General features: G+C 66.9%; 23 protein-coding genes. 9 read left to right on the forward strand and 14 right to left on the reverse strand.

Annotated elements, in window-relative coordinates:
* The first annotated feature begins 176 nt into the window (after window positions 1–176).
* The 3 genes from RCH07_RS14680 (at window position 177) to RCH07_RS14690 (ending at window position 3,431) form a co-directional block, all read left to right on the forward strand.
* On the forward strand, window positions 177–938 hold the full coding sequence (locus RCH07_RS14680; RefSeq protein ID WP_326968239.1) for an isoprenyl transferase: 762 nt from the start codon (window positions 177–179) through the stop codon (window positions 936–938).
* 233 nt (window positions 939–1,171) lie between these two features.
* Complete coding sequence (locus RCH07_RS14685) at window positions 1,172–2,611, forward strand: PhoH family protein (RefSeq protein ID WP_326968218.1); 1,440 nt, start codon at window positions 1,172–1,174, stop codon at window positions 2,609–2,611.
* 259 nt (window positions 2,612–2,870) lie between these two features.
* Window positions 2,871–3,431 (forward strand): Dps family protein, encoded by a 561-nt coding sequence (locus RCH07_RS14690; RefSeq protein WP_326968219.1) that lies wholly within the window; start codon window positions 2,871–2,873, stop codon window positions 3,429–3,431.
* 100 nt (window positions 3,432–3,531) lie between these two features.
* On the opposite strand, the gene lepB is transcribed toward RCH07_RS14690, so the two are convergent.
* The 5 genes from lepB to RCH07_RS14715 form a co-directional block, all read right to left on the reverse strand.
* Window positions 3,532–4,038 (reverse strand): signal peptidase I, encoded by a 507-nt coding sequence (gene lepB, locus RCH07_RS14695; protein ID WP_326968220.1) that lies wholly within the window; start codon window positions 4,036–4,038, stop codon window positions 3,532–3,534.
* Window positions 4,017–5,621, reverse strand: coding sequence for a multicopper oxidase family protein (locus RCH07_RS14700; protein ID WP_326968221.1), 1,605 nt, complete (start codon window positions 5,619–5,621; stop codon window positions 4,017–4,019). Before RCH07_RS14700 ends, lepB begins: the two co-directional genes overlap by 22 nt.
* A gap of 77 nt (window positions 5,622–5,698) precedes the next feature.
* Complete coding sequence (locus RCH07_RS14705; RefSeq protein ID WP_326968222.1) at window positions 5,699–6,229, reverse strand: hypothetical protein; 531 nt, start codon at window positions 6,227–6,229, stop codon at window positions 5,699–5,701.
* Window positions 6,230–6,309: 80 nt separating this feature from the next.
* Window positions 6,310–6,954 carry a GNAT family N-acetyltransferase gene (locus RCH07_RS14710; RefSeq protein ID WP_326968223.1) on the reverse strand — a complete coding sequence of 215 codons (645 nt, stop codon included), beginning with the start codon at window positions 6,952–6,954 and terminating at the stop codon, window positions 6,310–6,312.
* Between the two features lie 46 nt (window positions 6,955–7,000).
* A complete protein-coding gene (locus RCH07_RS14715) occupies window positions 7,001–7,837 on the reverse strand; it encodes a hypothetical protein (RefSeq protein ID WP_326968224.1) in 837 nt (278 codons plus the stop codon).
* A gap of 57 nt (window positions 7,838–7,894) precedes the next feature.
* Between RCH07_RS14715 and RCH07_RS14720 the strand changes: the two genes are divergently transcribed.
* Both RCH07_RS14720 and RCH07_RS19315 read left to right on the forward strand, forming a co-directional pair.
* The gene (locus RCH07_RS14720; RefSeq protein ID WP_326968225.1) at window positions 7,895–8,452 is read left to right on the forward strand and encodes an A24 family peptidase; all 558 of its coding nucleotides are present in this window, start codon (window positions 7,895–7,897) and stop codon (window positions 8,450–8,452) included.
* Between the two features lie 325 nt (window positions 8,453–8,777).
* Window positions 8,778–9,167: an META domain-containing protein gene (locus RCH07_RS19315; RefSeq protein WP_442784841.1), complete on the forward strand. Its 390-nt coding sequence runs from the start codon at window positions 8,778–8,780 to the stop codon at window positions 9,165–9,167.
* A gap of 286 nt (window positions 9,168–9,453) precedes the next feature.
* Here the strand turns inward: RCH07_RS19315 and RCH07_RS14725 are convergent, their stop codons facing one another.
* On the reverse strand, window positions 9,454–10,269 hold the full coding sequence (locus RCH07_RS14725) for an AraC family transcriptional regulator (protein ID WP_326968226.1): 816 nt from the start codon (window positions 10,267–10,269) through the stop codon (window positions 9,454–9,456).
* 73 nt (window positions 10,270–10,342) lie between these two features.
* Here RCH07_RS14725 and RCH07_RS14730 point away from each other — a divergent pair, with 73 nt between their 5' ends.
* The gene (locus tag RCH07_RS14730) at window positions 10,343–10,855 is read left to right on the forward strand and encodes a VOC family protein (RefSeq protein ID WP_326968227.1); all 513 of its coding nucleotides are present in this window, start codon (window positions 10,343–10,345) and stop codon (window positions 10,853–10,855) included.
* Between the two features lie 115 nt (window positions 10,856–10,970).
* Here RCH07_RS14730 and RCH07_RS14735 read toward each other — a convergent pair whose 3' ends face one another.
* The 3 genes from RCH07_RS14735 to RCH07_RS14745 form a co-directional block, all read right to left on the reverse strand.
* Window positions 10,971–12,407, reverse strand: a complete 1,437-nt coding sequence (locus tag RCH07_RS14735; protein ID WP_326968228.1) for a class II fumarate hydratase — start codon at window positions 12,405–12,407, stop codon at window positions 10,971–10,973.
* Between the two features lie 72 nt (window positions 12,408–12,479).
* Window positions 12,480–13,094 carry a carbonic anhydrase gene (locus tag RCH07_RS14740; protein ID WP_326968229.1) on the reverse strand — a complete coding sequence of 205 codons (615 nt, stop codon included), beginning with the start codon at window positions 13,092–13,094 and terminating at the stop codon, window positions 12,480–12,482.
* A gap of 10 nt (window positions 13,095–13,104) precedes the next feature.
* A complete protein-coding gene (locus RCH07_RS14745) occupies window positions 13,105–13,884 on the reverse strand; it encodes a DUF4245 domain-containing protein (RefSeq protein ID WP_326968230.1) in 780 nt (259 codons plus the stop codon).
* A 238-nt stretch (window positions 13,885–14,122) separates the two neighbouring features.
* Here RCH07_RS14745 and glpX point away from each other — a divergent pair, with 238 nt between their 5' ends.
* Together glpX and galE are read left to right on the forward strand one after the other, a co-directional pair.
* Window positions 14,123–15,145: a class II fructose-bisphosphatase gene (glpX, locus tag RCH07_RS14750; RefSeq protein WP_326968241.1), complete on the forward strand. Its 1,023-nt coding sequence runs from the start codon at window positions 14,123–14,125 to the stop codon at window positions 15,143–15,145.
* A gap of 173 nt (window positions 15,146–15,318) precedes the next feature.
* Window positions 15,319–16,290, forward strand: a complete 972-nt coding sequence (gene galE, locus RCH07_RS14755) for a UDP-glucose 4-epimerase GalE (protein ID WP_326968231.1) — start codon at window positions 15,319–15,321, stop codon at window positions 16,288–16,290.
* Between the two features lie 166 nt (window positions 16,291–16,456).
* Here galE and RCH07_RS14760 read toward each other — a convergent pair whose 3' ends face one another.
* The 5 genes from RCH07_RS14760 to RCH07_RS14780 all read right to left on the reverse strand — a co-directional run bounded on the left by RCH07_RS14760 (window position 16,457) and on the right by RCH07_RS14780 (window position 22,302).
* The gene (locus RCH07_RS14760; RefSeq protein WP_326968232.1) at window positions 16,457–17,464 is read right to left on the reverse strand and encodes a lipid II:glycine glycyltransferase FemX; all 1,008 of its coding nucleotides are present in this window, start codon (window positions 17,462–17,464) and stop codon (window positions 16,457–16,459) included.
* Between the two features lie 4 nt (window positions 17,465–17,468).
* Complete coding sequence (manA, locus tag RCH07_RS14765) at window positions 17,469–18,761, reverse strand: mannose-6-phosphate isomerase, class I (protein ID WP_326968233.1); 1,293 nt, start codon at window positions 18,759–18,761, stop codon at window positions 17,469–17,471.
* Window positions 18,762–18,864: 103 nt separating this feature from the next.
* Window positions 18,865–20,511 (reverse strand): LCP family protein, encoded by a 1,647-nt coding sequence (locus RCH07_RS14770; protein WP_326968234.1) that lies wholly within the window; start codon window positions 20,509–20,511, stop codon window positions 18,865–18,867.
* A 10-nt stretch (window positions 20,512–20,521) separates the two neighbouring features.
* On the reverse strand, window positions 20,522–21,157 hold the full coding sequence (purE, locus tag RCH07_RS14775) for a 5-(carboxyamino)imidazole ribonucleotide mutase (RefSeq protein ID WP_442784840.1): 636 nt from the start codon (window positions 21,155–21,157) through the stop codon (window positions 20,522–20,524).
* Window positions 21,154–22,302 carry a 5-(carboxyamino)imidazole ribonucleotide synthase gene (locus RCH07_RS14780; RefSeq protein ID WP_326968243.1) on the reverse strand — a complete coding sequence of 383 codons (1,149 nt, stop codon included), beginning with the start codon at window positions 22,300–22,302 and terminating at the stop codon, window positions 21,154–21,156. The genes purE and RCH07_RS14780 overlap by 4 nt, the downstream gene beginning before the upstream one ends.
* A 324-nt stretch (window positions 22,303–22,626) precedes the next feature.
* Here RCH07_RS14780 and RCH07_RS14785 point away from each other — a divergent pair, with 324 nt between their 5' ends.
* Window positions 22,627–23,190, forward strand: coding sequence for a GtrA family protein (locus tag RCH07_RS14785; RefSeq protein ID WP_326968235.1), 564 nt, complete (start codon window positions 22,627–22,629; stop codon window positions 23,188–23,190).
* Window positions 23,191–23,280 lie beyond the last annotated feature (90 nt).

The raw sequence follows: 23,280 nt of genomic DNA on the forward strand, positions 1-23,280 counted from the left end.
GGCTCAGGAGTGTTGCTTTCCATCCGGCCATAATATCCTACGGACAAGTAAGTTACCCGCGGGTAACGGCTCCGCGGGGGACACCCGGCCCGGCCGTGCCCCCCGCCCCGCCCTCCGGCAGGTAGCCTAGGATCTGCACAGCAGTCGTCCTTCAAGGAAGCCAGGTGAATCTCCGGATGGAAATGCCAGGGTTCCTCTATGGCTTCTACGAGCGCAGGCTCCAGCGGTCCCTGGACCCGGAGCGGATCCCCAAACACATCGGCGTCATGGTGGACGGCAACCGGCGGTGGGCCCGCCAGTTCAACGCCCCCACGAGCCAGGGGCACCAGGCCGGGGCCGACAAGATCCACGAGTTCCTCGGCTGGTGCCAGGAACTGGGCGTCAAGGTGGTCACCCTCTACATGCTCTCCACTGACAATATGAACCGCTCGGGCGAAGAACTCGATCTGCTCATGGGAATCATCGCCAATACCCTGGACCGGCTGGACGAGGACGCCGACATTTCGGTGCACGCCATGGGGGCGCCGGAGCTGCTGCCGGACTACCTTGCCGAACGGCTCAACAGACTCACCGCGCGCACACCCGTGCGGGAGAAAATCCACGTCAATGTCGCCGTCGGCTACGGCGGACGGCGGGAGATCGTCGACGCCGTCCGCGAACTGCTGCACGACGCCGTCGACCGCGGCGCCGACATCGGGACACTGGCCGACGGGCTGACCGTGGACGACATTTCACGGTTCCTCTACACCCGCGGCCAGCCCGATCCGGACCTCGTGATCCGGACCTCGGGTGAGCAGCGGTTGTCCGGTTTTCTGATGTGGCAAAGTGCCTACAGCGAGTTCTATTTCTGCGAGGCCCTCTGGCCCGCTTTCCGGAAAGTGGACTTCCTCCGCGCCCTCCGCGACTACGCCGGCAGGCAGCGGCGCTTCGGGTCCTGAGCCGTTCACCCGCGGTTCATCTGACCGCAATAAGAATCGCCGGAAAATAGACACCAAATCGCCGCACCGGGGCGTACGTTGATCTCATCAGCAGGCACACCGCCGGCTGATCGGGGAGGCCGGTACATGGAGCGGATATTCGCACCGGGTGTATGGGAGGCCGCGTCCGGCCTCACGGCCGAGCCGCCTCACCACTAACAATTCCGGGCATGTGCCCCGGGGCTGGAGTCGATGTGGCTATTTCTGAACAACTGCCCGACGTCGTGACCGACCAGGGACAGAAAGCTACCTCTCGCGCCAAGCGAGCCACCCAAAAGACCGGTGCAGCGGAGTCCGCTGCGGCCGGTCTTGCTGTTTCCGGGGAAGGGATAGCAACCAGGGAACCGGCCCGGAGCTTCGTGATCGACACCTCGGTGCTGCTCTCGGACCCGCGGGCCCTGCTCCGCTTTGCGGAACACGAAGTCATCCTGCCGATCGTGGTCATCACCGAGCTCGAGGGCAAGCGCCACGATCCTGAGCTCGGCTACTTCGCCCGCAAGGCGCTCCGGCTCCTTGATGACCTGCGGGTGGAGCACGGCGGACTGAACCGGCCGATCCCGCTGGGCCACGACGGCGGCACCCTGATGGTGGAACTGAACCACGTCTCCGCCGAGGTCCTCCCGGCCGGTTTCCGCGGCGGCGATAACGACAGCCGGATCCTCGCCGTCGCCAAGAGCCTCGCCAATGAGGGCCGGGACGTGACGGTGGTGTCCAAGGACCTTCCGATGCGGGTCAAGGCCTCCGCCATGGGTCTGCAGGCTGACGAATACCGCAACGAGCTCGTCAAGGACTCGGGCTGGACCGGGGTTGCCGAGATTGACGCGACCGAGCAGGAGGTCGCCGCGCTCTACGGCCACGAGCCGGTCTTCATCCCGGAGGCGGCCGAGCTGCCGACGAACACCGGCCTGGTCCTGCTCTCCAACCGGGGGTCCGCGCTGGGCCGGGTGGGAGCGGACAAGCAGGTCCGTCTCGTGAAGGGCGACCGCGACGTCTTCGGACTGCACGGACGCTCCGCCGAACAGCGGCTGGCGATCGACTTGCTCATGGACCCGTCCGTGGGCATCGTCTCCCTCGGCGGACGTGCCGGCACCGGAAAGTCGGCACTGGCCCTGTGTGCCGGCCTCGAGGCCGTGCTGGAACGCCGGGAGCACCGCAAGGTGATCGTCTTCCGCCCGCTCTACGCCGTGGGCGGCCAGGAGCTCGGCTACCTGCCCGGCTCCGAGGCCGAGAAGATGAACCCGTGGGCCCAAGCGGTCTTCGACACCCTGGGGGCGCTGGTCAGCCAGGAAGTCGTGGAGGAAGTGATGGGCCGGGGCATGCTTGAGGTGATGCCGCTGACCCATATCCGGGGGCGTTCGCTGCACGACGCCTTTGTGATCGTGGACGAGGCGCAGTCCCTGGAGAAGAACGTCCTGCTCACCGTCATGAGCCGGATCGGCCAGAACTCGAAAATCGTCCTGACCCACGACGTCGCCCAGCGCGACAACCTCCGGGTGGGCCGGCACGACGGCGTTGCCGCCGTCGTCGAAACGCTCAAGGGGCACCCGCTCTTCGGCCACGTGACCCTGACCCGCTCGGAGCGTTCGCCGATCGCGGCCCTGGTGACGGAGCTGCTGGAGGGGGCGGAGATCTAGGCGCAGTCATCGGTTGGCAGCCGTGGTCCGGTTCGCCGGGCCACGGGCCTTCGGCGTCGCTTAGCGCGGAGGTCGCGGGGCGACCCTCGGGGTCCGACGTGCCGCGATGCGCGGTGCCGGTGTCATTGTAGAGCAGCGTGTGGCGTCGACCGTGTGGTGAGTGACATTGCCTCGCGGAACCAGGGCGTAGACGGCACCGCCCCGGATTGTTACCGTGGAGTATCCGCCGGCACGCGGCGGCGGGAAACGGGAGGCTTTTATGTCCGGCAAGAAGAAGGAACTGGCAGGATTTACCGTACCGGGTCTGGAGCTGAAGGAGGGCCACAAGGTCGCAGTCATCCTCCAGTCAAGGCTTCATGCCCTCAACGATCTGCAGCTCACCCTCAAGCACGCCCACTGGAATGTTGTTGGCCGGGACTTCATCGGAGTCCATGAGATGCTGGACCCGCAGATCGCACTGGTGCGGGCCATGGTGGATGAAACTGCCGAACGCATGGCCACCCTGGGGGTTTCGCCCAACGGGCTGCCCGGCGCCATGGTCAACGCCCGCGACTGGGACGACTACTCCATCGGCCGGGCCAAAACCGCCGAGCATCTGGCCGCACTCGATCTGGTCTACAACGGCGTGGTGGCCAGCCATCGGACGGCGATTGAGGAAGTCGGGCCCATCGATCCGGTCACGGAAGATCTGCTGATCGGCCAGACCGGCAAGCTGGAGCTCTTTCAGTGGTTCATGCGCGCCCATCTGGAAGACGGCTCCGGCGCCCTCGCCAACGCCGGCGCCCGCACGGAGAAGTCCGCAGCTTCGAAAGCGAAATAGGAGTCGACAGCGGACCGCCATCGCGATGTAGTGTGTGGCGAATCCTCGAAACCGGCATCTCGACGGGCTTACCGGGATGGGCGCTCACCGGCCCAGGCGCTCACTGGCCCAGGACCGTGCCCACGACTGTGGCCGCCGGGATCGGGCCGAAGTCCCGGGAGTCTATGGAGGCTTCGCGGTTGTCGCCCAGGACGAACAGCTGGCCGGCCGGGACCGTCACTGCGCCGAAGTAGACGCCGTCGATGGTGCGCTGGTCGACGTAGGGTTCCCGGGCGGGGGTTCCGTCGACGAACAGCACGCCGTCCTTCATGGCGACGGTCTGACCGGCGCGGGCCACCACCCGCTTGAGCAGGAGTCCGTCCGAACGTTCGCCGACCTCTGGCTCCGGAAAGACCACGAGCTGGCCGCTCTCAATGTCAGCGAGGCGGGGCGCGGCCTTGTTCAGCCAGACCACGCTGCCGGACGGAATCGTCGGCTCCATACTGACCGAGCCGACCGTGATCGGTTCAAGCACGAGCAGCCGGAGCGCCAGCACGGCGCCCAGGCCGACACCCGCCCAGCCCCAGTCCCGCCGGCGCACGCCGCTCAGTCCTGTTCCGTGTCCCACACTGCGGGAGCTGCCCCGATCGGATCGTTGGGATCGGCGTCATCCTCGCCGAGCCCCACCCGGAACTGCAGCATCATGGCGTGGTCCTCGTGCGTCAGATTATGGCAGTGGAGCATGTAGCGGCCCTTGTTCGGGCCGAAGTGGACCAGCACGCGGACCGTTTCACCTTCTCCGACATAAACCACGTCCTTGGGCCCCTTTTCGTAGGGGAAGGGGGGCTTGCCGTTGCGGCTGAGGATCTGGAAATCGACCAGGTGCATGTGCATGGGATGGTGCCAGCCGCCCGAAGTGTTCCGGAACTCCCAGATTTCCACGGCGTTCAGGGCCGGGTTGGCCATCACCTTCCGGAACCCGCTGGCGATGACCTCTTCCCAGGTCATGTCGTTGATGGTCCAGATGTTGGTCACGTCGTCGTGCTTTGTCCGGAAGCTGCGGGTCCTGGTTGCGGCGGCGGCCGTGAGGTCCATCGCGTGGCTTCGGACCAGCGTGGAAGGTATCCGGTTCCAGGTCGGATCCGTGGTGTCGACCGGGTCGGCCACGACGTCGAAGGCCATGATCTTTCCGGTGTTGTCGAAGTCGCGGTTGTTGTCGTTGGAGAGGTTGCGCAGCTCGATCCGCCTTCCGGGCGCGTAGTTCCGGAAGTCAATGAGGATTTCGTAGCGTTCGGCACTGGCGTGCCGCCAGGAGCCGGTGGTCTGCGCCACCGGGATGAGCCCGGCGTCTGTGGCCACCACGGTGACGGGATCGCCGGTGCTCAGCGTGAAGCGGTAGGAGCGGGAGATCGAGGCGTTGACGATGCGGAAGCGGTAGACCCGACGCTGGACCTTCATCACGGGCCAGGGCTTCCCGTTGACCAGGATGACGTCACCCCACAACCCGGAGTGGTCCCGGTCGTCAAAGCCCAGCGAGCCATTGGCTGCGAACATGGCATCGCTGATGGTCAGCGGGACATCGAATTTTCCTTGGGGGAGCAGGGCCCTCTCCTCCGGATCGCTGATCAGGTACTGGCCGGCGAGTCCCGAGTAGACGTTCTGGGCACTGAAATGGACCGCGTGGTCGTGGTACCAAAGGGTCCGGGCCGGCTGGTAGTTCGGGTACTGGTAGTCCTTGAAGAATCCGGGAAGTGTGAGGTCATTCGCGTAGCCGTCAAACTGGGGCAGCGAGGCGGAGCCGTGCAGGTGCGTCGACGTCGGCATCGCGTGGCCGAGCGACGGATGCCGGGCCGGCAGCTGGTTCCTCATGTGGACCACCGTGTGGATGCCCCGTTCGATCCGGAGGGTGGGGCCGGGGAAGATGCCGTTGTAGCCCAGGATCGGGGTGGTCAGCCGGGGCAGGATCTGCGCGGTGGAGAGCTTTTGCGTCAGGGTGTAGCGCCGGGCGGGGAGCCCGTCGGCGCCGACGATGGTCGTGTATGGGAGTTCGGGGGGCAGCGTCAGGGGCGTCCGGTAGGGGCGGGGCATGTCCCTGTCGCTGAGTTTGCTCGCGGATTTAGCGGTGACGCCGGAAATCGGGACGGTCACGAGACCCGTCCCGACCAGGCCGAGGCCGCCGAGAATAAGTGCCTGACGCCGTGAAACGGACATGGTGACCAGCCTTCCCCTTTACCTACAATGTCTTCCGTCAGCGTGCGACCTCGGGCTTGGGAAAACCCTCGGGCGGGCTAGCCGCTGTGGTGGGCCAGTCCCATGGAGAGCCGGGAGCTGCCGGGGCCTTCAAGTACCAGTGCGACGGCCCGGTCCGGGACTTCAAAGATCAGCGTTGTTCCGTGCGATTCGCCCTGCCGCAGCGCGGTGTCCGGCGCGGAGCTCCAGATCGGCTGAGCCTTGAGGGAACCCAACCCGGTCACGGTGAAGCCGCCGGCAGCCACCTGCACGCCTGCGGCGTCCAGCGCGGTAAGCCGGACCACGAGCCGGACGCGGTGGCTTCCCCCGGGCGGGGTGCCGGAGAGTGCGGCGCCGCTGGCACCGGGCTGCCAGCCGTCCGCTTCCAGCGGGACGATTTCGCTGATGCTGGCCATTCCCCCCGGGATGAGGGCCGACGCGCCCAAAGGAACGCTCGGGGCCGGTTTTGCCGTCAGGAACAGGAAGGACAGGGCGAGCCCGATGGCGAGCAGCAGCGTCAGCGGAATCAGCAGGGCCCGGCGCCGTCCCGGGGACGTGCGGGGCGTGATCTCGATCGCTGTTCCGGACATACTGACAGCCAAGCCGGTCCGGCTTGGGAAAAGCCTGTGGCCGGGGTTCGGCGTGGCGCCGCGCAGGCCGGCCGCAGGCCTTAGATCCCTAAATACTTCGCGGTTGCTTCGTGGCCTTCCACCTGCAGGGTCCAGCCGGGGCGCTTGAAGGTGGCTGGCGTAAGGCGGACTTTCTGCACCTCCTCTGCCGTGCCGCCCCACGAGGCGCGGGTGACGCCGTTGAGCTCGTACCCGAGGGACCGGGAGACGCCGAGGGACTGCTGGTTCCAGACGGCCGCCTCGGATTCCGCCACCTCGGCGCCGAGCCAGTCGAAGGCGTAGAGGGCGACGGCGGCGCGCATTTCCTTGCCGAGTCCCTGGCCCTGGGCGTTCCGGCGGAGCCAGGAGCCGCTGCCGACGGTCTTGAGCGTGGCGAAACTCTTGCCCTCGATGTCCTGGCAGCCGACGAACTCGCCGTCGTGCCAGATCCCGAGCAGGAGGAGCCATTCCTGCGGGGACATGCTCGCGCGGCACCGCCAGTACCACTGTGCCATGTTCGGGCCGAGCTCCTCGGCGGGGGATTCGGCCCAGGGACGGCTGAAAGGGCTGCGTCCGGGCTCGTGGATCCCGCTCAGGGCCGCCTGCACCGCGGCCGGGATGTCCTCATCGCGGATGGGCCGCAGTACCAGGCGGGGTGTGGCCAGGGTGAGGCCGAAAGGCGGCCAGTAGCGATCAAGCGCAGTCATCCCGGCAGCTTAGCGGCGCGGACGCCGGCCGGCCAGTCACACGGTTTCAGCCTGCCGCCACGTCCCAGCTGATATGCCGGCGGACGTCGGTGAGGTTCATGGATTCGGCGAGGAACAGGTCATCCAGCATGTACTCGTCCACGGCTACGATCCGAAGCCAGTGGCCGTAGCCCTCACGGCCGTCCTCGGCCCCCTTCAGCCAGCGGCTCGCGACGCAGATTCCGGTGCCGGCGTCGATCCGCACCAGCGTGCCCCCCGGCCGGCAGAGCGGCGCCTCGGGATCGGCGGGGCGGTAGCCGGGATTGGGGGTGACGGTGGTTTCCAGCGCGGGACGGCCCTCGTGCTCCACCGCCGTGATGGTACCCAGTTCCACGGCATTGGAATTGGGGAATTCGAGCGGGACCGGGGCGTTTCCTGCCAGTTCCACGGGGTCCAGGGCGGCGGCGAAGCGGCCATTGCCGAAGCAGGGTTCGCCGTAGGCTGCTTCGGGGCGGCGCCGGACCCGCCCGCCGTCGTCGTAGACCGGGGTGACGAGGTGCGGCGGCAGCAGCCAGGTCTTCCGGGTGGAGCTGACGTAGAAGACGTCGCGGGAATCGTTGATGCCCGTGGTGCTGTGCAGGACCAGCCCGGCGGCGGTCTCGAGCCGCAGTGCTCCCGGGCGCCGCAGCCACGCCCGGACCAGGTCGGAGGCACCCGCGGCAGGATCGCCGGCCATGTCCGCGTCCGCGCCCATGGCAGCCAAGGGCCGGTCGAGGTATTCAAAGCGCAGGGACTGCCATTTCCACGGCGAGGAACGGCAAAGGTTCCGGAACGCGGACGCCTGTTCCGCCGGGTCCCCGGGGGTGCGCGGCCCGGGCCGGTTCCTGCTGTCCCATGCGGCCATATCCACAGCTTACGCGGGCCCGGCCACGGCAGGCGGAAATTCAAGTAGCATCCGAGGGTGATCCAACGACTCGGCGCACTGGGCGAAGGGACCCCGCTGGCCTTCTGGCTGGCGGCGGCGGCCTGCGCCTATTTCGCGGTCATGGCAGTCCGGCTCACAGTGATCGACGTCCGGCACCACCTGCTGCCGGACCGGATCATCTTCCCCTCCTACGCTGCCGCGGGGGTCCTGCTGATCGGGGCCGCGGCCAGTTCCTTTCTCACGGGTGGCACACAGACGGCCCTGCCAGGCGGCGGTGCCGGGCTCCTGGGCGTGCCGGGGCTGCGCATCCTGGCCGGGGGAGCGGCGCTCTGGCTCTTTTATTTCCTGCTCCGGGCCGCCTACCCGCCGGGCATGGGATTCGGCGACGTCAAGCTCGCCGGCGTGCTCGGCATGTATCTGGGCTTCCTGGGCTGGTCGCATGTCTTCGCGGGGACGTTCGCCGCGTTCCTGGTCGGCGGTCTCTGGAGCCTGGGGCTGCTGGCCGTCCGGCGGGGCACCCTGAAATCGAACATCCCGTTCGGGCCGTTCATGCTGGCCGGCGCTGCGGCCGCGATGCTCCTGCTGCCAGCCTGACGGCCTGGCTTGCCAAAGCCGAACCGTAAGCCGGCTGCGCTTCCCTGCGGGCATTTACCAGAGCAGACTGGGCGCAGCGACCACGCCCAGCCGACGCCGCATCCATGCAGAGGGGGACTTGATGACCAACCACAGCCGGCTGCAGGCAGTACTGGCAGTGCCGCTCCTGGCGGCTGTCCTGGGAGGCTGCGGCGGATTACCAGGGGCCCCTTCTCCCAAGGAGACCGCACCACCCACAAGTACCGTCGCGGGTTCGCTCCCTGTGGCACCGGACGCGCCCCAGGATTCCGGCGGGCCCGCGACTCCGCAGCCTACCGAACCAGCGATGCCGCTTCCGTTCTGCGAGGGCGGGCCGTTCGGGTGCCGTTCGTATCAATCAGTCGGCGGCCGTGATTCTTCCGGTGAGCTTGCCTGGCTGCAGTCCCAGCCGCTTGTGGTGTCGACGGTTTTTGTGAACGGAACCTGGACTGTTGGAGTCAAGACGCCGTGCAATGGCCTGGGAGTCGAGGTTGATCTCCAAGGGGACCAGTTGATCCCCGGTGAAATTATCGCCACAGCCGTGGGCTGCCTTGGACCGGAGAGCGGATATGAGGCCTGGACCCATGAACTTTTTAGGCTAGCCGTCACCTGGACGCGGGACGGTCAGTCTCTGGTCCTGCGGAACAGTCACGGCACCGTGGAGTTCCGGGACTCGGGGCCGAATCCCAATCTGTGAGATATCCGGCCGGCAGCTTCATGGCTGAAGCCGGCGGCCGGATGGGATGGCCACATGCCTGCACCGGGAATCGTGCGGGAGATTCTCAAAGAAACCGCTGTGGTGGCGGAGGCAGAGCGTGTTGTTTCGGTGGGCACGGTGGGGCCGGCCACCTTCCCTAACGCCGACAGGTGCCCACTTCGAGCCCCAACGGAACAGCCCGGGGAGTTGTGAGCCCCAAGCCGGCGCCCCTTGGGTCGCCGCCCCGCAGCCTGATAGACGAGTACGAGCCGTATCAGACCGTCAGTTACCCATCATGGTCGTGATCCATGGGTTGGTCTTGGTGGACTGATTGTCGATATTTACTTGGCGTGAATCCCAGAAACTTTCGGAAGTCGTTTGTCAGGTGGGCATGATCGGCGTAGCCGAGTTCGGCAGCGATCGCCGCGAGGTCTGTCGCTGGGTCGGTCCGTGACCGATCGGCGGCCTCTTGCAGGCGGCGTCTCCGGATAAGCGTGGACGGGCTAAGACCGATGTATTTCTTCGCGACTCGTTGAAGGGTTCTCGTCGAAACAAATAGACGCGCCGCAACGTCTTCAATGCGGGTCACGTCGGTGCATGTTCCGATGATGTCCATCATCGCGTTCGCCAGTTTGCCCTCCTCGGACACCTCCGGACACTGCGTTACGAGCCAGCCAGTGAAAGCCTCGACCGCGCATCGTCGACGTTCCTCTGGATTGGTCCCGCTCATCGCCTCCGACACTGAGGCATGCAGATCCGCGAGCGGCAGTGGCATCTGGGCATCTCTCAGGCTTCCCGGATCATCGGTGAAACGCGGAACCAGCGCGGGACGCAGGAGCGCCCCAACCACCCAGCCCCGGCCTGTGAGATCGCGATGCGCTCGACGAGTTGTTGGGCCTGCGAACTCAACGAGATCCTTCTGAACCACAAGGTTGGACGTCGGGAACGCGATCAGGTGCTGGCGTGAGCTGTGCCCTGGCTCAATGTCCCATTCGGGGATCCAAAACCACTGCACCAGGTTCGTGACGGCCTCGGGCGCTGGCACGCGGTGAAAAGTGGGAAGTCGGGCCGGGTAGAGGATTCCCTTGAACGAACCCACCATGGGTGGACCCTCCGTAGCCATGCTGTCGCGATTCTCCAAGCCTCGTTGCGCACGTGTGCGTACCGTGGAATCCATGACTCATACTACAAGCCCCGGACTGACCACAGCCGCCGATGGCAGGCACACGAGATTCGGTACCCCGCATGGCTTCACGAGCCTGACGCCGTTTCTTGCCATTGCCTCTGCCAAGGAGGCGATCGCCTTCTACCGGGACGTTTTCGGCGCGCGTACCGTGAACGTCACCGAGGTCGGCGGAGTCGTCGTGCACGCCGAACTTGACTTCGGTCAGGGGCGGCTCCAAATTGGTGAGCCCAACCCCGACTATCACCTCGTCCCGGCGCCCAACGGGGACGATGATTGCTTCTCTGTCGGCCTCTACTGCGCCGATGCGGACGGTCTCGTTGCGCGCGCGGAGCAGTCAGGAGCCACCATTAGGGAGCCGCTGTCCACGTTCGTATCGGGAGACCGATTCGCAAGCATCCGAGACCCGTACGGTGTGCGCTGGTCCATCATGACGCGCGTCGAGGACCTCTCCGAGGAGGAAAGCACCCAGCGCGTCGCTGACTGGGCCTCCAAACAAGGCTGAACCGACCACATGGCGCACTCTCTCGCATCAACTCGGGGTTCCGTCACGAACGACGGCCGGTGCCTTTCGCTGGGAAAGGGGCCGGCCGCCGTCGGACGTCAGTGGTGCAGGGGACCTATGCCTTGTGCGGCGGACGCGTCATGGACATCACGTCCAGGGCGGTGTCCAGCTGCTCCTCGGTCAGTTCGCCGCGCTCGAGGAAGCCCATGGCCACCACGGTCTCGCGGATGGTCAGGCCCTCGGCCACGGCCTTCTTGGCGATCTTGGCGGCGTTCTCATAGCCGATGAACTTGTTCAGGGGGGTGACGATGGATGGCGAGGCCTCGGCCAGGAAGCGTGCGCGTTCGACGTTGGCGGTGATGCCGTCGATCATCTTGTCGGCCATGACGCGGCTGGTGTTGGCCAGCAGGCGGACGGATTCGAGTAAGTTGGCGGCCATGACGGGGATCCCGACGTTGAGCTCGAACGCGCCGTTGGTCCCGGACCAGGCGATGGCGGTGTCGTTGCCGATGACCTGGGCGCACACCATGATAGAGGCTTCGCAGATGACCGGGTTGACCTTGCCGGGCATGATCGAGGAACCCGGCTGCAGGTCCGGGATGGAGATTTCGCCGAGGCCGGTATTGGGGCCGGAACCCATCCAGCGCAGGTCGTTGTTGATCTTCATGAAGGAGATCGCGATGTTGCGCAGCTGGCTCGAGGCCTCGATCAGGCCGTCACGGTTGGCCTGCGCCTCGAAGTGGTCGCGGGCCTCGGTCAGCGGCAGGCCGGTGCCGGCGGCGAGCAGTTCGATCACGCGCTCCGGGAAGCCGGCCGGGGTGTTGATGCCGGTGCCGACGGCGGTGCCCCCCAGCGGGACCTCAGCGACGCGGGGGAGGGAGGCATTGATTCGCTCGATGCCGTAGCGGACCTGGGCGGCGTAGCCGCCGAACTCCTGGCCCAGGGTCACGGGGGTGGCGTCCATCAGGTGGGTCCGGCCGGACTTGACGACGTCCTTGAACTCGACGGCCTTGCGGCCCAGCGAATCCGCCAGGTAGCCGAGGGCCGGGATGAGATCGTTGATCAGGGCGGACGTGGCGGCCACGTGGACCGAGGTGGGGAACACGTCGTTGGACGACTGTGAGGCGTTGACGTGGTCGTTCGGGTGGACCACCTTGTCGCTGCCGGCGGCTTTGAGTGCGCGGGTGGCGAGCTCTGCGATGACCTCGTTGGTGTTCATGTTCGAGGACGTGCCGGAGCCGGTCTGGAAGACATCGATGGGGAAATCGCCGTCGTACTTCCCGGTGGCAACCTCATCGGCGGCATCGGCAATCGCCTGGGCCAGCTCGCCGTCGAGCACGCCCAGTTCCGCGTTGGCCTGCGCAGCGGCCTTTTTCACCTGCGCGAGGGCCTCGATGTGGGTGCGTTCCAGGGTCTTGCCGGAGATCGGGAAATTTTCTACCGCACGTTGCGTCTGGGCGCGGTACAAGGCGTTCACGGGGACCCGGACTTCGCCCATCGTGTCGTGCTCAATGCGGAACTCTGCGGTGTTCAACTCTGCTTTGGAAGTCATGGGGCTAGCTTAGGGCGCGAGGGCGTTCCATCGAAAACCGTGATCCGCTGACGGCAGGCACCGCCGCGGCGCTTAGAGTTCGCCGACCCCGGAAACGACGTCCGCCCTGCCGTCTGCGAGGCTGTACGCGAGCCCGATCACGGCGGCCCGGCCGCCTGCGACCGCGTCCGAAATCACACGGGAGCTATCCACCAGGCGCTGGGAGGTCTGCTTGACGTTCTCGACCACCATGTCATTAATCTCGGGCTGGTTGTTGCGCAACGAGGTCAGCACGGACGGGGTGATGCGTTCGACCAGGCTGCGCATGAAGCCGACGGGCATCTGACCGGTTTCCACGGCGTTCTTGGTGGCGGTGACCGCTCCGCAGCTGTCATGGCCGAGCACCACGATCAGCGGAACGCCCAGCACGCTGACACTGTACTCCAGCGAACCGAGCACCGCGTCGTCGATCACCTGGCCGGCCGTGCGGACGACGAACGCGTCCCCGAGGCCCAGGTCAAAGATGATCTCGGCGGCGAGCCTCGAATCGGAGCAACCGAAGATCACGGCGAAAGGGTGCTGGTTTTCCACGAGGGACGACCGGCGCGAGGCGTCCTGGTTGGGGTGCGAGGATTCGCCGGCAACAAAACGTTCGTTGCCTTCCCGGAGGCGGCGCCAGGCGAGGGCGGGAGTCAGATAAGTGGCCACGGAATTTACCTTACGGCGAGGGAGCGGCTGAGGGGGAAATTGTTACTCCCGGCGTGCCGGCCGGAAGGCTCGCCGGCGGGTTGGCCGGCGCGTCACTTGCGGGGGCAGCGCTGGCGAGGGACGACACGACGGCGGCGGCGAGCACGGAGAATTCGTCCAGCTGCGCCGTGCCCGTCAGGATGACGGTGGTGCCGCCGTCCTCGAGCACCATGCTCTTCTCCCCCTTGCCGCTGTCCCGCAGTTCCCAGTCGCGGCCGCCGGCGTTCCGGGTCCCGGTCACGGGGGCGTTCTTCACCTGCTGCAGCAGCCAGGTCGGATTGGGCTGCCGAGTCTGCACGAGGCCGATGAAGGATTCCTTCGGCGTGAGGTAGCCCACCTCCCAGGTCGGGACGCCGTTTCCGGTTCCGGACTCCCAGCGCGCGTAGTTCGGGCGGAATGTGTCGCCGGTCGCCGGAGTGACGGGTGTGAATCCCGCCACATCCGCGGCGTACCGGGCGATCTCACTGACGTTGATGTCGGGGCGGTAACCGTCGGACTTCGGCGAAGGGTTCATCAGGACGATTGGAAGAAATGTGCCGATGCTCAGAGCCAGCGCAATGAACATCCCAATCACGGAGGCATTCGCCCGCTTCGCCGCACCGGGGCGGAGGACGGGCCTGACGGGCGGCTGGCCTGCCCCGACGGTGGTTTCCAGGCCGGCCCGGGCTTCCTGGCCGGCGCGGGCTTCCTGACCGGCCCGGGCAGCGGGGGACGCCGGGGATGCTGCGGACGTGTCCTGCAATTCACTCACCCCTCTATAGTCGCCCATATCCGCGCTGATCTCACATTCGGTAGCATCGGCGGGGATGGAGCGGGACGTTTCGCGGATGGTTAGCCCGCGACGCATGTTCCCGCCGCGACTATGATCGTTAGCAGACGGATCATTAACAGACGAGATCGTAGTAGACGCACACCGCGACGGATCGATCTTGGCCGTCCGGGTTCGATGATCGCCACTCGAAGAAGAGGTTCACGTGACACCAGCGCCAATGACCCAGAAGTACTCCACGCTTTCCCCGTCCCTCGCCGTCGGGATCGACGAGCCGGACCGCAACCTTGCTCTGGAACTGGTCCGCGTCACCGAAGCCGCAGCCATCGCCGGCGGCCACTGGGTTGGTTTCGGGGACAAGAACAAGGCAGACGGTGCCGCCGTCGACGCCATGCGTTCCTTCCTCCAGACCGTCCACTTCAACGGTGTTGTTGTCATCGGTGAAGGCGAGAAGGACGAAGCCCCGATGCTCTTCAACGGTGAGAACGTCGGCGACGGCACCGGCCCCGAGTGCGACGTCGCCGTCGACCCGATCGACGGAACACGCCTGGCAGCGCTCGGTATCAACAACGCCCTCGCCGTCCTGGCCGTCGCCGAGCGCGGCTCCATGTTCGACCCCTCCGCCGTGTTCTACATGGAGAAACTCGTCACCGGCCCGGAAGCGGCCGACATGGTGGACCTGCGCCTGCCGGTCAAGCAGAACCTGCATCTGATCGCCAAGGCTAAGGGCGTCAAGGTCAACCAGCTCAACGTCATGATTCTGGACCGGGACCGCCACCGCGGGCTCGTGGAGGAAATCCGTGAAGCCGGAGCGCGCACCAAATTCATCATGGACGGCGACGTCGCCGGCGCCATCGCTGCCGCACGCGCCGGGACCGGCGTTGACGCCCTGATGGGAATCGGCGGCACGCCGGAAGGCATCGTCTCGGCCTGCGCCATCAAGTCCCTCGGCGGCGTGATCCAGGGCCGGCTGTGGCCCACGAGCGACGACGAGAAGCAGAAGGCCATCGACGCCGGCCACGACCTGGACCGGGTGCTCTCCACCAACGACCTCGTCTCCAGCGACAACTGCTACTTTGCCGCCACCGGCATCACTGACGGCGACCTCCTCAAGGGAGTGCGCTACTCCAAGGACAAGGTCCTCACCCAGTCCATCGTGATGCGCTCCAAGTCCGGCACCATCCGCTTCGTGGACGGCGAGCACCAGGCCAGCAAGTGGGAAGGCTACGCCCGCAGGGCTTAGCTTTCCGAACGAAAGGCACCATAGGCACCACCGGATCCCGGGGACGCGTTTTGCGCCCCGGGATCCGCTGCTTTGGCGGTTCCGGGCGACCGGTCCCCGGCTCTGGTCGGCTGCCGTCGTCGTCGGATTGCTGCCGTTGCCCTTGCTCGGCTGCCATTGGATAGGGTGGAGCCATGACTTGGCTTGTTACTGGTGGTGCAGGATATATCGGTTCGCATGTGGTTGCCGCGTTGCGCGCGGCCTCGATCCCTCCGGTGGTGATTGATTCGTTGTCCAGCGGGCACCGGGAGTTCGTCCCGGCGGGGGTGCCGTTTGTGCACGGCAGCATCCTCGACGCCGATCTGGTGGCCCGCACCATGCTGGAGCACGGCGTCACCGGGGTGATCCACCTCGCCGGGTTCAAGTACGCGGGCGTCTCGGTGCAGGAGCCGCTCCTCACCTATGAACAGAACGTCACCGGCACCGCTGCGCTGCTCACGGCTATGGAACGTGTCGGCGTCGACAAACTGGTCTTCTCCTCCTCCGCAGCCACCTACGGCACCCCTACCGGCGCCGTCGTCACTGAGTCCACGCCCACGCTTCCGGAGTCGCCGTACGGCGAGAGCAAGCTCATCGGCGAATGGCTGATCCGGGATCAGGGACGGGCCCGGGGTCTGTTGCACACCTCGCTGCGCTACTTCAACGTCGTTGGCTCCGGGTCGCCCGAGCTCTACGACACCAGTCCGCACAACCTGTTCCCCATCGTGCTCCGCGCGCTCACGGCAGGGAAGACGCCCCGCATCAACGGCACCGACTACCAGACCGAAGACGGGACTTGCGTGCGGGACTACGTGCACGTGGCCGATCTCGCGACCTCACACGTTGCCGCCGCCCGGGCCCTCGCCGCCGGCAGGCCGCTGGAACGCGTATACAACTTAGGCTCCGGTGACGGGCTGTCCGTTCGTCAGATCATGACGGCGATGGCTAAGGTGACGGGAATCGACTTTGAACCGGAGATCGGCCCCCGGCGGACGGGCGACCCGGACCGGATCGTCGCGGACGGCACACTGGCCGCCCGGGACCTGGACTGGAAGATGCGGCACTCCGTCGAGGACATGGTTGCCAGCGCCTACGAGGCGCAGATGAAAGCCGCCTCCGAAAGTTAGGCGGGCAGGCGGGGCAGCTGCGGCAGGGGGACATGTCCAGTCTTCGTGCGGGGGAATGCGCATGTAGGGACTATGTCCACGCGCCGGCCTGAGCGTGAGGCATGTCCCGTGGAGGCGGGGAGTCAGGAAGGCGGGGGCGCGGTAAGGCGCGCGGGTAGGCGAAACTCTAGCGGTGGAGCCGGGTCCGCAGCCCACTCACGAGCTTCTTTGCCGTCTGGGCGGCCGCGCGGGCCATTTGGTAGGCGCCGTAGCGAAGTTTGTTCACCGGCAGGTCCCAGGTTCCCGGGTACGCGATTTCGCGGCCACCGAAGGACTTCTTGAACGCGGTGAAACCGGCCCACGGGTGCTCCGGCTGGTCCGCTGGGGCCACGCCCCAGAGATCCACGTGCTTCAGGCCCTTTTCCATGGCGTCGGCGATCAGGGTGACCAGCAGCGGGATTCCGGCGCTGAGCTTCCGGTGCGTGTCATCCAGCGCGGCGTGGGCGTAGGTGCGGGTGTCCGCGGAGTCGTAGGCCAGGGCGGCGGCGATCGGTGTACCGGCGAGCTCGGCGACGAAGAGGGTCGCTGCACCGGCGGGCATCAGTGAGCGGGCGATCTGGCTGAGGTACTCATCGCTTTGCGGCTTGAAACCGTTGCGGGCCGCCGTCATGTGCAGGAAGTCCAGCAGTACCGAGATTTCGGCCGGATCCTGGCTGGAGCGGAACGTCACGCCCTTCTTGTGGACGTTCCGGTACAGGTTGCGGTTGACCGGCTTCATGTCCGCCAGGACGTCCTTGAAGTCGCGGTCCAGGTCCACGATCCAGCTCAGCTCGGGCTGCTGGTTGGCCGGCGCGGGACGCAGGCCGCGGCTGCGCAGCACAGCGTCGGCCGCCGCCATGCCGGCGTCGGCTGCCACAATCCCGGCGTCGGCTGCCACAATTCCGGCGTCGACCGGTTCGATCCGGACGAACACGGCCCCGCAGCGGCGGGCCAATTCCGTCAACGCCCCCAGCGCGGCGTCAAATGCCTGCAGGGACGCGGCGACCGGCCCGTAGGGCACGTAGAGCAGCTTCCCCGCCGGGTTCGACTCCTCGACGGCCAAAAAGCTCCAGCCCGGACCGGACTGTTCATGGACGGTGCGGCCCAGGGCGCGCTGGAAGTCGGCCCAGACCGGGCTGTGCAGGAAATAGTCCACGTTCTCAGGCTTTCAGGGCAGTGGTGACGGCAAAGGCCAGGGCGGTTCCGGTGGCGCCGGACACGGCGTGCACGTTGACCGGCGCCTCGGCGGCGGGCAGGAAAGCGCTCGCTCCGCGGCCCAGCCGGAGATCGCCCTTGGGGGAGTCGAGGAGCACGGAGCCGGAGACCACAATGATCACGGCCGCTCCGGACTGCGCCAGCGGAACGGGCTCCGCACCGGGAACAAGCTCGATCCGCTGCAGCTGGAATTCCCGGAACGGCGGCCGGTAGAGTTCCTGGCCCAGCATCGTGGTCTCGGGGCTGAGCGCCGGCACGCCGACGGCCTCGAACGCGACGGTCCGGAGCAGTTCGTGCACGTCCACGAATTTCGGGGTCAGCCCGCCGCGGAGCACGTTGTCCGAGGAGGCCATCACCTCGATACCGAGCCCGTTCAGGTAGGCGTGCACGTTGCCGGCGGGCAGGTATACGGCCTCGCCCGGCGCCAGCGAGATCCGGTTCAGCAGCAGCGAGATGAGCACTCCGGGGTCGCCGGGATATTCGCCGTTGAGGTTGACCACGGTGGAGAGTTCTGCCTGGTGCGGGGCCATCGGCGCACCCGAGATGAGGGCCGCGACGATCATCGCGGTCGCGTGCGAGACGCTCTCTCCGCCGGCAATCAGCCGTTCGAACGCGGCTCGCAAGGCGGCGTGCTCATCGGGTTGGGCCAGGTCTGCCAGCAGCTGGGGAAGCAGCGGGGGAAGTTCGAGCCCGGCCAGGTCAAAGCACGCCGCCAGGTGCAGGAAGACGCGGCGGGATTCCACCGCCGGCCGGAAGCCGCACAGCGCCTCGAAGGGTGACAGTGCGAAGAGCATTTCGGGCTTGTGGAAGGCGTCCTTGTAGTTCCGCTCGGCGGCGGAACGGTGGACGCCGGCGGCTTCCTCGCGGGCGAAACCTGCCCGGGCCTGGTCGAGTGTGGGGTGCACCTGCAGGGAAAGCGGGCGTTCCGCGGCCAGGACCTTGAGCAGGAACGGCAGCCGGGGGCCGAACTCTGCGATGCTGTCACTGCCCAGGTGGCGCACCGGATCTTCCGCGATCAGCTCATCCAGGGGCCGGCGTCCGCCGTCCTCGGATCCTGCGGCGTGCGCCCCGCGGGAACCGGACGCGGCGTACGACAGCGCCACGGATGGTGAGTCCGGGTGGGCGCCGATCCACAGCTCCGCCTCGGGCCCGCCCGAAGCGGGCCGGCCGAGCAGCCCGGCGATGGCGGTCGTGGAGCCCCAGGCGTAGGGCCGGAGGACGTTCTCAAGTTCGTGCACTGCCTGGTCCCTATCTGGTCACTGACGTTCGGTCACTGACGTTCGGTCATTGGAGGTCGGACATTGATGCCCGCCGCTGGCGCCGGGCCTTTCGTTGCGCAGCCTAGAGCGGGGCGCACTGGCCGTTGGTGGCCACCAGTTCGCGGATCGACTGTTCGTCGCCCTGGCGCTTGAACTGGTTGAGCATCTCCTCGGTGATCGGCTCGCCGTCGGGCGTTGTGGTCACCGGAGTGAAGTCCGACGTCGGCGGAGCGGGCTGCGTGCCGGGCTGGGCGAAGCGCGCCGTGCCGGCGGCCGAGAGTGGCCCGGGCGCGGTGCCCGGCTGGAGGATGCCGTCCTCCGCTGACCCCGAGGCCTGGGGCGCAAGGAGCTTATCCACTTTTTCGTGGATCTGGTCGAAGTCCGGCACCGTGGAGAAGGAGGCGTCGAAGTCGGGGGGCCCGATGGTCAGCCGGCTCGTCTCCTGGCCTTTGGCCTTCATCGCCAGGTCAACAAAGCTGCCGAGCTGGCCAGCGGAGATGTTGGAGTCCACCACTTTGGTGCCGGCATTCACGATGTCCTCGAATTTCGACAGCAGGGTCCCCGGGTCCAGCTGCTTGAGCATGGCCTGCTGGACGCACTGCTGCCGCGCGATGCGGGCGTAGTCGTCCACAAATTCGCGGGAGCGGCCGTACCAGAGGGCGTGGTAGCCATCGAGGGTAGTGTCGCCGGCCGGGATCCAGCCCAGCGGCATGCCGTGGATGCCGTTGGCCTCATCGATGGTCTCGCCGCTGATGGGGACCCAGCCGCCGGCCTTGATCCGGATGCCGCCCATGGCATCGACGAGCTTGGCGAAGCCGTCCATGTCCACCAGGACGTAGGCCTGCACCTTGATGCCCAGCGAACCGGACACGGCTTCCAGCGTGGCCTGGGCGCCCGGGTCTGCGACACCGGGGTAGAGGTCCTTGTGTTCGTTGGTGACCTCGGTGTTGATGGCGTTGATGAGGCATTCGTCGCCGCAGTCGTAGCCGTCGGGGTAGATCTGGCGCATCGGTGAGCCCTCGCTGAACTGCGCGTTCTGGAGGTTCCGGGGTACAGAGATGATGGCGGTCTGGCCGGTCTTGGCGTCCACGCTGATCACGGAAAGGCTGTCCGGCCGGCGGCCGGTGCGGTCCGCACCGGCGTCGCCGCCCATCATCAGGAAGTTGAAGCGGCCCTCGGACGGCTCCATGGCGGGTCCGTTGGAGAAGATGCTGCCGATGGCGGTGCGGCCGACGTTAAGCAGGTAGGCGGCGTAGCCCAGCGAGCCGCTGCTAAGGATCATGGCGAACACGAGGCTTACGACGACGGCGGCGCGGATCCGCGGTGCGAGCATCACCGGGCGGATCAGGCGCAGGGTGTTGATGAACAGGCCAGCCCAGCCGACGGCCAGCGTCGCCAGGACGATGACCAGCAGGAGCGAGGCCACAGGGTTGGTGAGCAAGGTGATCAGCGTTGAACGGGACGTCACCAGGAGGAGGACCACTGCGAGGGTCACGGCCCAGACCGTCAGCGTGATGCGCAGGGCGATCCGCCCGATCCGCCGGTTGCCCGCGACAGTCTGCGCGCTGCCGGGGACCAGCAGTGTCATCAGGATCAGCAGGAAGGCACGCTTGTTCAGGACCGCCGCCGCCGCGCCCGAGGGGTGGCGGACCGGGTCTGTCAGGGTCTGGCCCGGCTGCTGCCCGTTCTGCCGACCCGGCCGGCGGGAGGGGGCATACCTGTTGGTCATCTGGGAATCCTTAACGGCTGCCCCGGGTGGCTGTGCTTCCGTTTTCGTCGGAGAACACTTCACTCACCTTGTGCCGCAGCCTGTCGCCCTTGCGGGTGGCGGCGTCGTTGAGTTCCTGGGCGAAGTCGAGGAGCCCGGCCCGGAGCCGGGCGGCGGGGGCATCGGTTCCGGAGGCGAGGATACGCACGGCAAGGAGCCCGGCGTTGCGGGCCCCGCCGATGGAGACGGTGGCGACCGGAACCCCGGCAGGCATCTGCACGATGGACAGCAGGGAGTCCATGCCGTCGAGGGTCTTCAGCGGCACGGGGACGCCGATCACCGGCAGCGGGGTGACGGAGGCAAGCATGCCGGGCAGGTGGGCGGCGCCGCCGGCACCGGCAATGATGACCCGCAGACCGCGGGCCTGCGCAGTCTGCCCGTATCGGATCATTTCGGCGGGCATGCGGTGGGCGGAGACGACGTCGGCCTCGAACGGGATGCCGAACTCCGCGAGAGCCTCCGCGGCGGCCTCCATGACCGGCCAGTCCGAGTCCGATCCCATCACGAGGCCCACGATCGGGGCAGTGACCAAGGAGTCCTGCGTCAGCGGGGACTGGGCTTTCGGGGACTGGGCTGCCGGGGGCGTGGCTGCGTTGCTGGCGCTCATGCGTTCTCCTCGGAGATTCCCGATGCGGTGTTGGACTGGGCCCGGCCGTTCCGGATGATGTTGGCTACGGTGCTGGCCCGTTCCCGGACGGAATCGACCTCGGCCGCGGAACCGCCGACGAGGTTGACGTGGCCCAACTTGCGGCCCGGGCGGACGGCCTTGCCGTAGCAGTGGACCTTCGCAGCGGGTTCGCTGGCGAGGGCGGCGGGGTAGGCGGAGAACAGATCCTGGTTCGCTCCGCCGAGGAAATTCTTCATCACAACGACGGGACCGAGCAGGTCCGTCGCGCCGAGCGGAAGGTTAAGGATGGCCCGGAGATGCTGCTCGAACTGGCTCGTGACGGAACCATCCTGCGTCCAGTGGCCCGTGTTGTGCGGGCGCATGGCGAGTTCGTTGATGAGGAAGCCTGGCCCGACGCCGGGGGTCTCGAACAATTCCACGGCCATGACGCCGGTGACGTCGAGTTCGTTGGCGATCCGGATCGCGGCGTTCTCAGCCGCGGCGGCCACCTCAAGGGGGATGTCCAGCGCGGGGGCGATGACTTCGTCGCAGACACCGTCGACCTGGATCGTGTGCACCACCGGCCAGGCACGGCACTCCCCGTCAGGGGTCCGTGCGACCAGGGCGGAGAGCTCGCGGCTGAAATCCACCCTGGCTTCGGCCAGCAGGGGAGTCATGGCCTGGAACCAGTCCGCGGTGGCCCCGGCCTCTTCCGCTGAGCCCACCATCCGAACACCCTTCCCGTCGTAGCCGCCGCGGGGAGTCTTCAGGACCACCGGCCAGCCGATGTCATCGCCGAAGGCAATCAGCCCGGCCACGTCGTCGACGGACGCCCAGCGCGGATTGGGCAGTTCCAGCCGGTCGACGGCGGCCCGCATCACGAGCTTGTCCTGGGCGTTGAGCAGGGCATCCGGACCCGGGTGGATATTGACGCCGGACTCGAGCAGGGAGCGGAGGTGGCCGGCAGGGACGTGCTCATGATCGAAGGTCAGGACGTCCAGGCCGCGGGAGAACTCGAGCAGATGGTCCAGATCGGTGTAGTCACCCACCGGGGCGTTGGCCACGGCGGAGACGGCGGAGACGTCCTCACGTTCGGCAAGGACGCGGAGCTCAAAGCCCAGGGCGGTGGCCGCCGGGGCCATCATTCGGGCAAGCTGGCCGCCGCCAACAACACCGATCACAGGAAAAGTCACAAGTCCCAGCCTACCGAAAACCTCAGCACAACCGGGCTTTGGGGACTTCCTGCGCCGGTCCGGTGCGGCATTTGGGCGCATTTCGGCAGTGTTGCCACGGTGTTGCCGCAGGGCACAGCGCCGGCTGCCCGCCGGGGGTGACGCCGTCTTCCCGGCGGTGACAGGGCGACGCCGGGACAGCGATCAGGCTGGCGGGCGGGGCGCGCTCACGGGAATCGGCGCTAAAATAGGGCCGGTGGCCCACTGGCCGACAGTTCCAACAGGCCACGGAGGGTCATGATTACTACACTTGCTGAGCGCCTGCGGGGCCTTGCCTCGCTCTTCTGGCGGGAAGTGGCCAAGTTCGGGGCGGTGGGCGGTGTTGCGTTCATCATTGACAACGGGTTCACCTACTACCTGATGCACGGCCCGATGACGGACAGCGAGGCCAAGGCCCGGTTCGTGGGAGCCAGCATCGCGACCGTATTCTCCTGGATCGCGAACCGTTTCTGGACCTTCCGCCACCGCCGCCAGGACAACGTGATCCGCGAGTTCCTGATGTTTGTCCTGATCAACGGCATCGGCATCGGCATCTCCACCGGGTTCACCGCCCTGGCCAAGTACAGCCTCGGTGTTACCGACAAAAACATGCTCTTCGCCGCGGGAATCGTCGGCATCCTCGTCGCAACCGTGGTGCGGTTTTTCGCCTACCGCTTCCTGGTCTTCAACAAGGAACTCGACGACGAGCCGGAGTTCTCCCACGACCACGAGATCATCGAACGCCACCCGCACACCCAGCCGGGCGTCCGGGTGCCGGAGCAGTCCGTCAAAAATCCGGAACGTCCCGGCCCTCCCGCCTAGGTGCGTGGGTCATTAGTCGGGTAGCGGCGGGTTCTCGATTTTGGGTTTAAATCGCCGGGCCGGTTCCCGGGATTCGGCAGGGTCTCTGGG

The organism is Arthrobacter sp. CG_A4 (assembly GCF_035985125.1).
Classification (GTDB): Bacteria; Actinomycetota; Actinomycetes; order Actinomycetales; family Micrococcaceae; genus Arthrobacter.

Excerpts from the sequence above, each read along its gene's own strand:
- RCH07_RS14680 (WP_326968239.1), top strand. The coding sequence starts at position 177 with ATGGAAATGCCAGGGTTCCTCTATGGCTTCTACGAGCGCAGGCTCCAG.
- RCH07_RS14690 (WP_326968219.1), top strand. The coding sequence starts at position 2,871 with ATGTCCGGCAAGAAGAAGGAACTGGCAGGATTTACCGTACCGGGTCTG.
- RCH07_RS14700 (WP_326968221.1), bottom strand. The coding sequence starts at position 5,621 with ATGTCCGTTTCACGGCGTCAGGCACTTATTCTCGGCGGCCTCGGCCTG.
- RCH07_RS14705 (WP_326968222.1), bottom strand. The coding sequence starts at position 6,229 with ATGTCCGGAACAGCGATCGAGATCACGCCCCGCACGTCCCCGGGACGG.
- RCH07_RS14710 (WP_326968223.1), bottom strand. The coding sequence starts at position 6,954 with ATGACTGCGCTTGATCGCTACTGGCCGCCTTTCGGCCTCACCCTGGCC.
- RCH07_RS14715 (WP_326968224.1), bottom strand. The coding sequence starts at position 7,837 with ATGGCCGCATGGGACAGCAGGAACCGGCCCGGGCCGCGCACCCCCGGG.
- RCH07_RS19315 (WP_442784841.1), top strand. The coding sequence starts at position 8,778 with ATGCCGCTTCCGTTCTGCGAGGGCGGGCCGTTCGGGTGCCGTTCGTAT.
- RCH07_RS14725 (WP_326968226.1), bottom strand. The coding sequence starts at position 10,269 with ATGGTGGGTTCGTTCAAGGGAATCCTCTACCCGGCCCGACTTCCCACT.
- RCH07_RS14730 (WP_326968227.1), top strand. The coding sequence starts at position 10,343 with ATGACTCATACTACAAGCCCCGGACTGACCACAGCCGCCGATGGCAGG.
- RCH07_RS14735 (WP_326968228.1), bottom strand. The coding sequence starts at position 12,407 with ATGACTTCCAAAGCAGAGTTGAACACCGCAGAGTTCCGCATTGAGCAC.
- glpX (WP_326968241.1), top strand. The coding sequence starts at position 14,123 with ATGACCCAGAAGTACTCCACGCTTTCCCCGTCCCTCGCCGTCGGGATC.
- galE (WP_326968231.1), top strand. The coding sequence starts at position 15,319 with ATGACTTGGCTTGTTACTGGTGGTGCAGGATATATCGGTTCGCATGTG.
- RCH07_RS14770 (WP_326968234.1), bottom strand. The coding sequence starts at position 20,511 with ATGACCAACAGGTATGCCCCCTCCCGCCGGCCGGGTCGGCAGAACGGG.
- purE (WP_442784840.1), bottom strand. The coding sequence starts at position 21,157 with ATGAGCGCCAGCAACGCAGCCACGCCCCCGGCAGCCCAGTCCCCGAAA.
- RCH07_RS14780 (WP_326968243.1), bottom strand. The coding sequence starts at position 22,302 with ATGATGGCCCCGGCGGCCACCGCCCTGGGCTTTGAGCTCCGCGTCCTT.
- RCH07_RS14785 (WP_326968235.1), top strand. The coding sequence starts at position 22,627 with ATGATTACTACACTTGCTGAGCGCCTGCGGGGCCTTGCCTCGCTCTTC.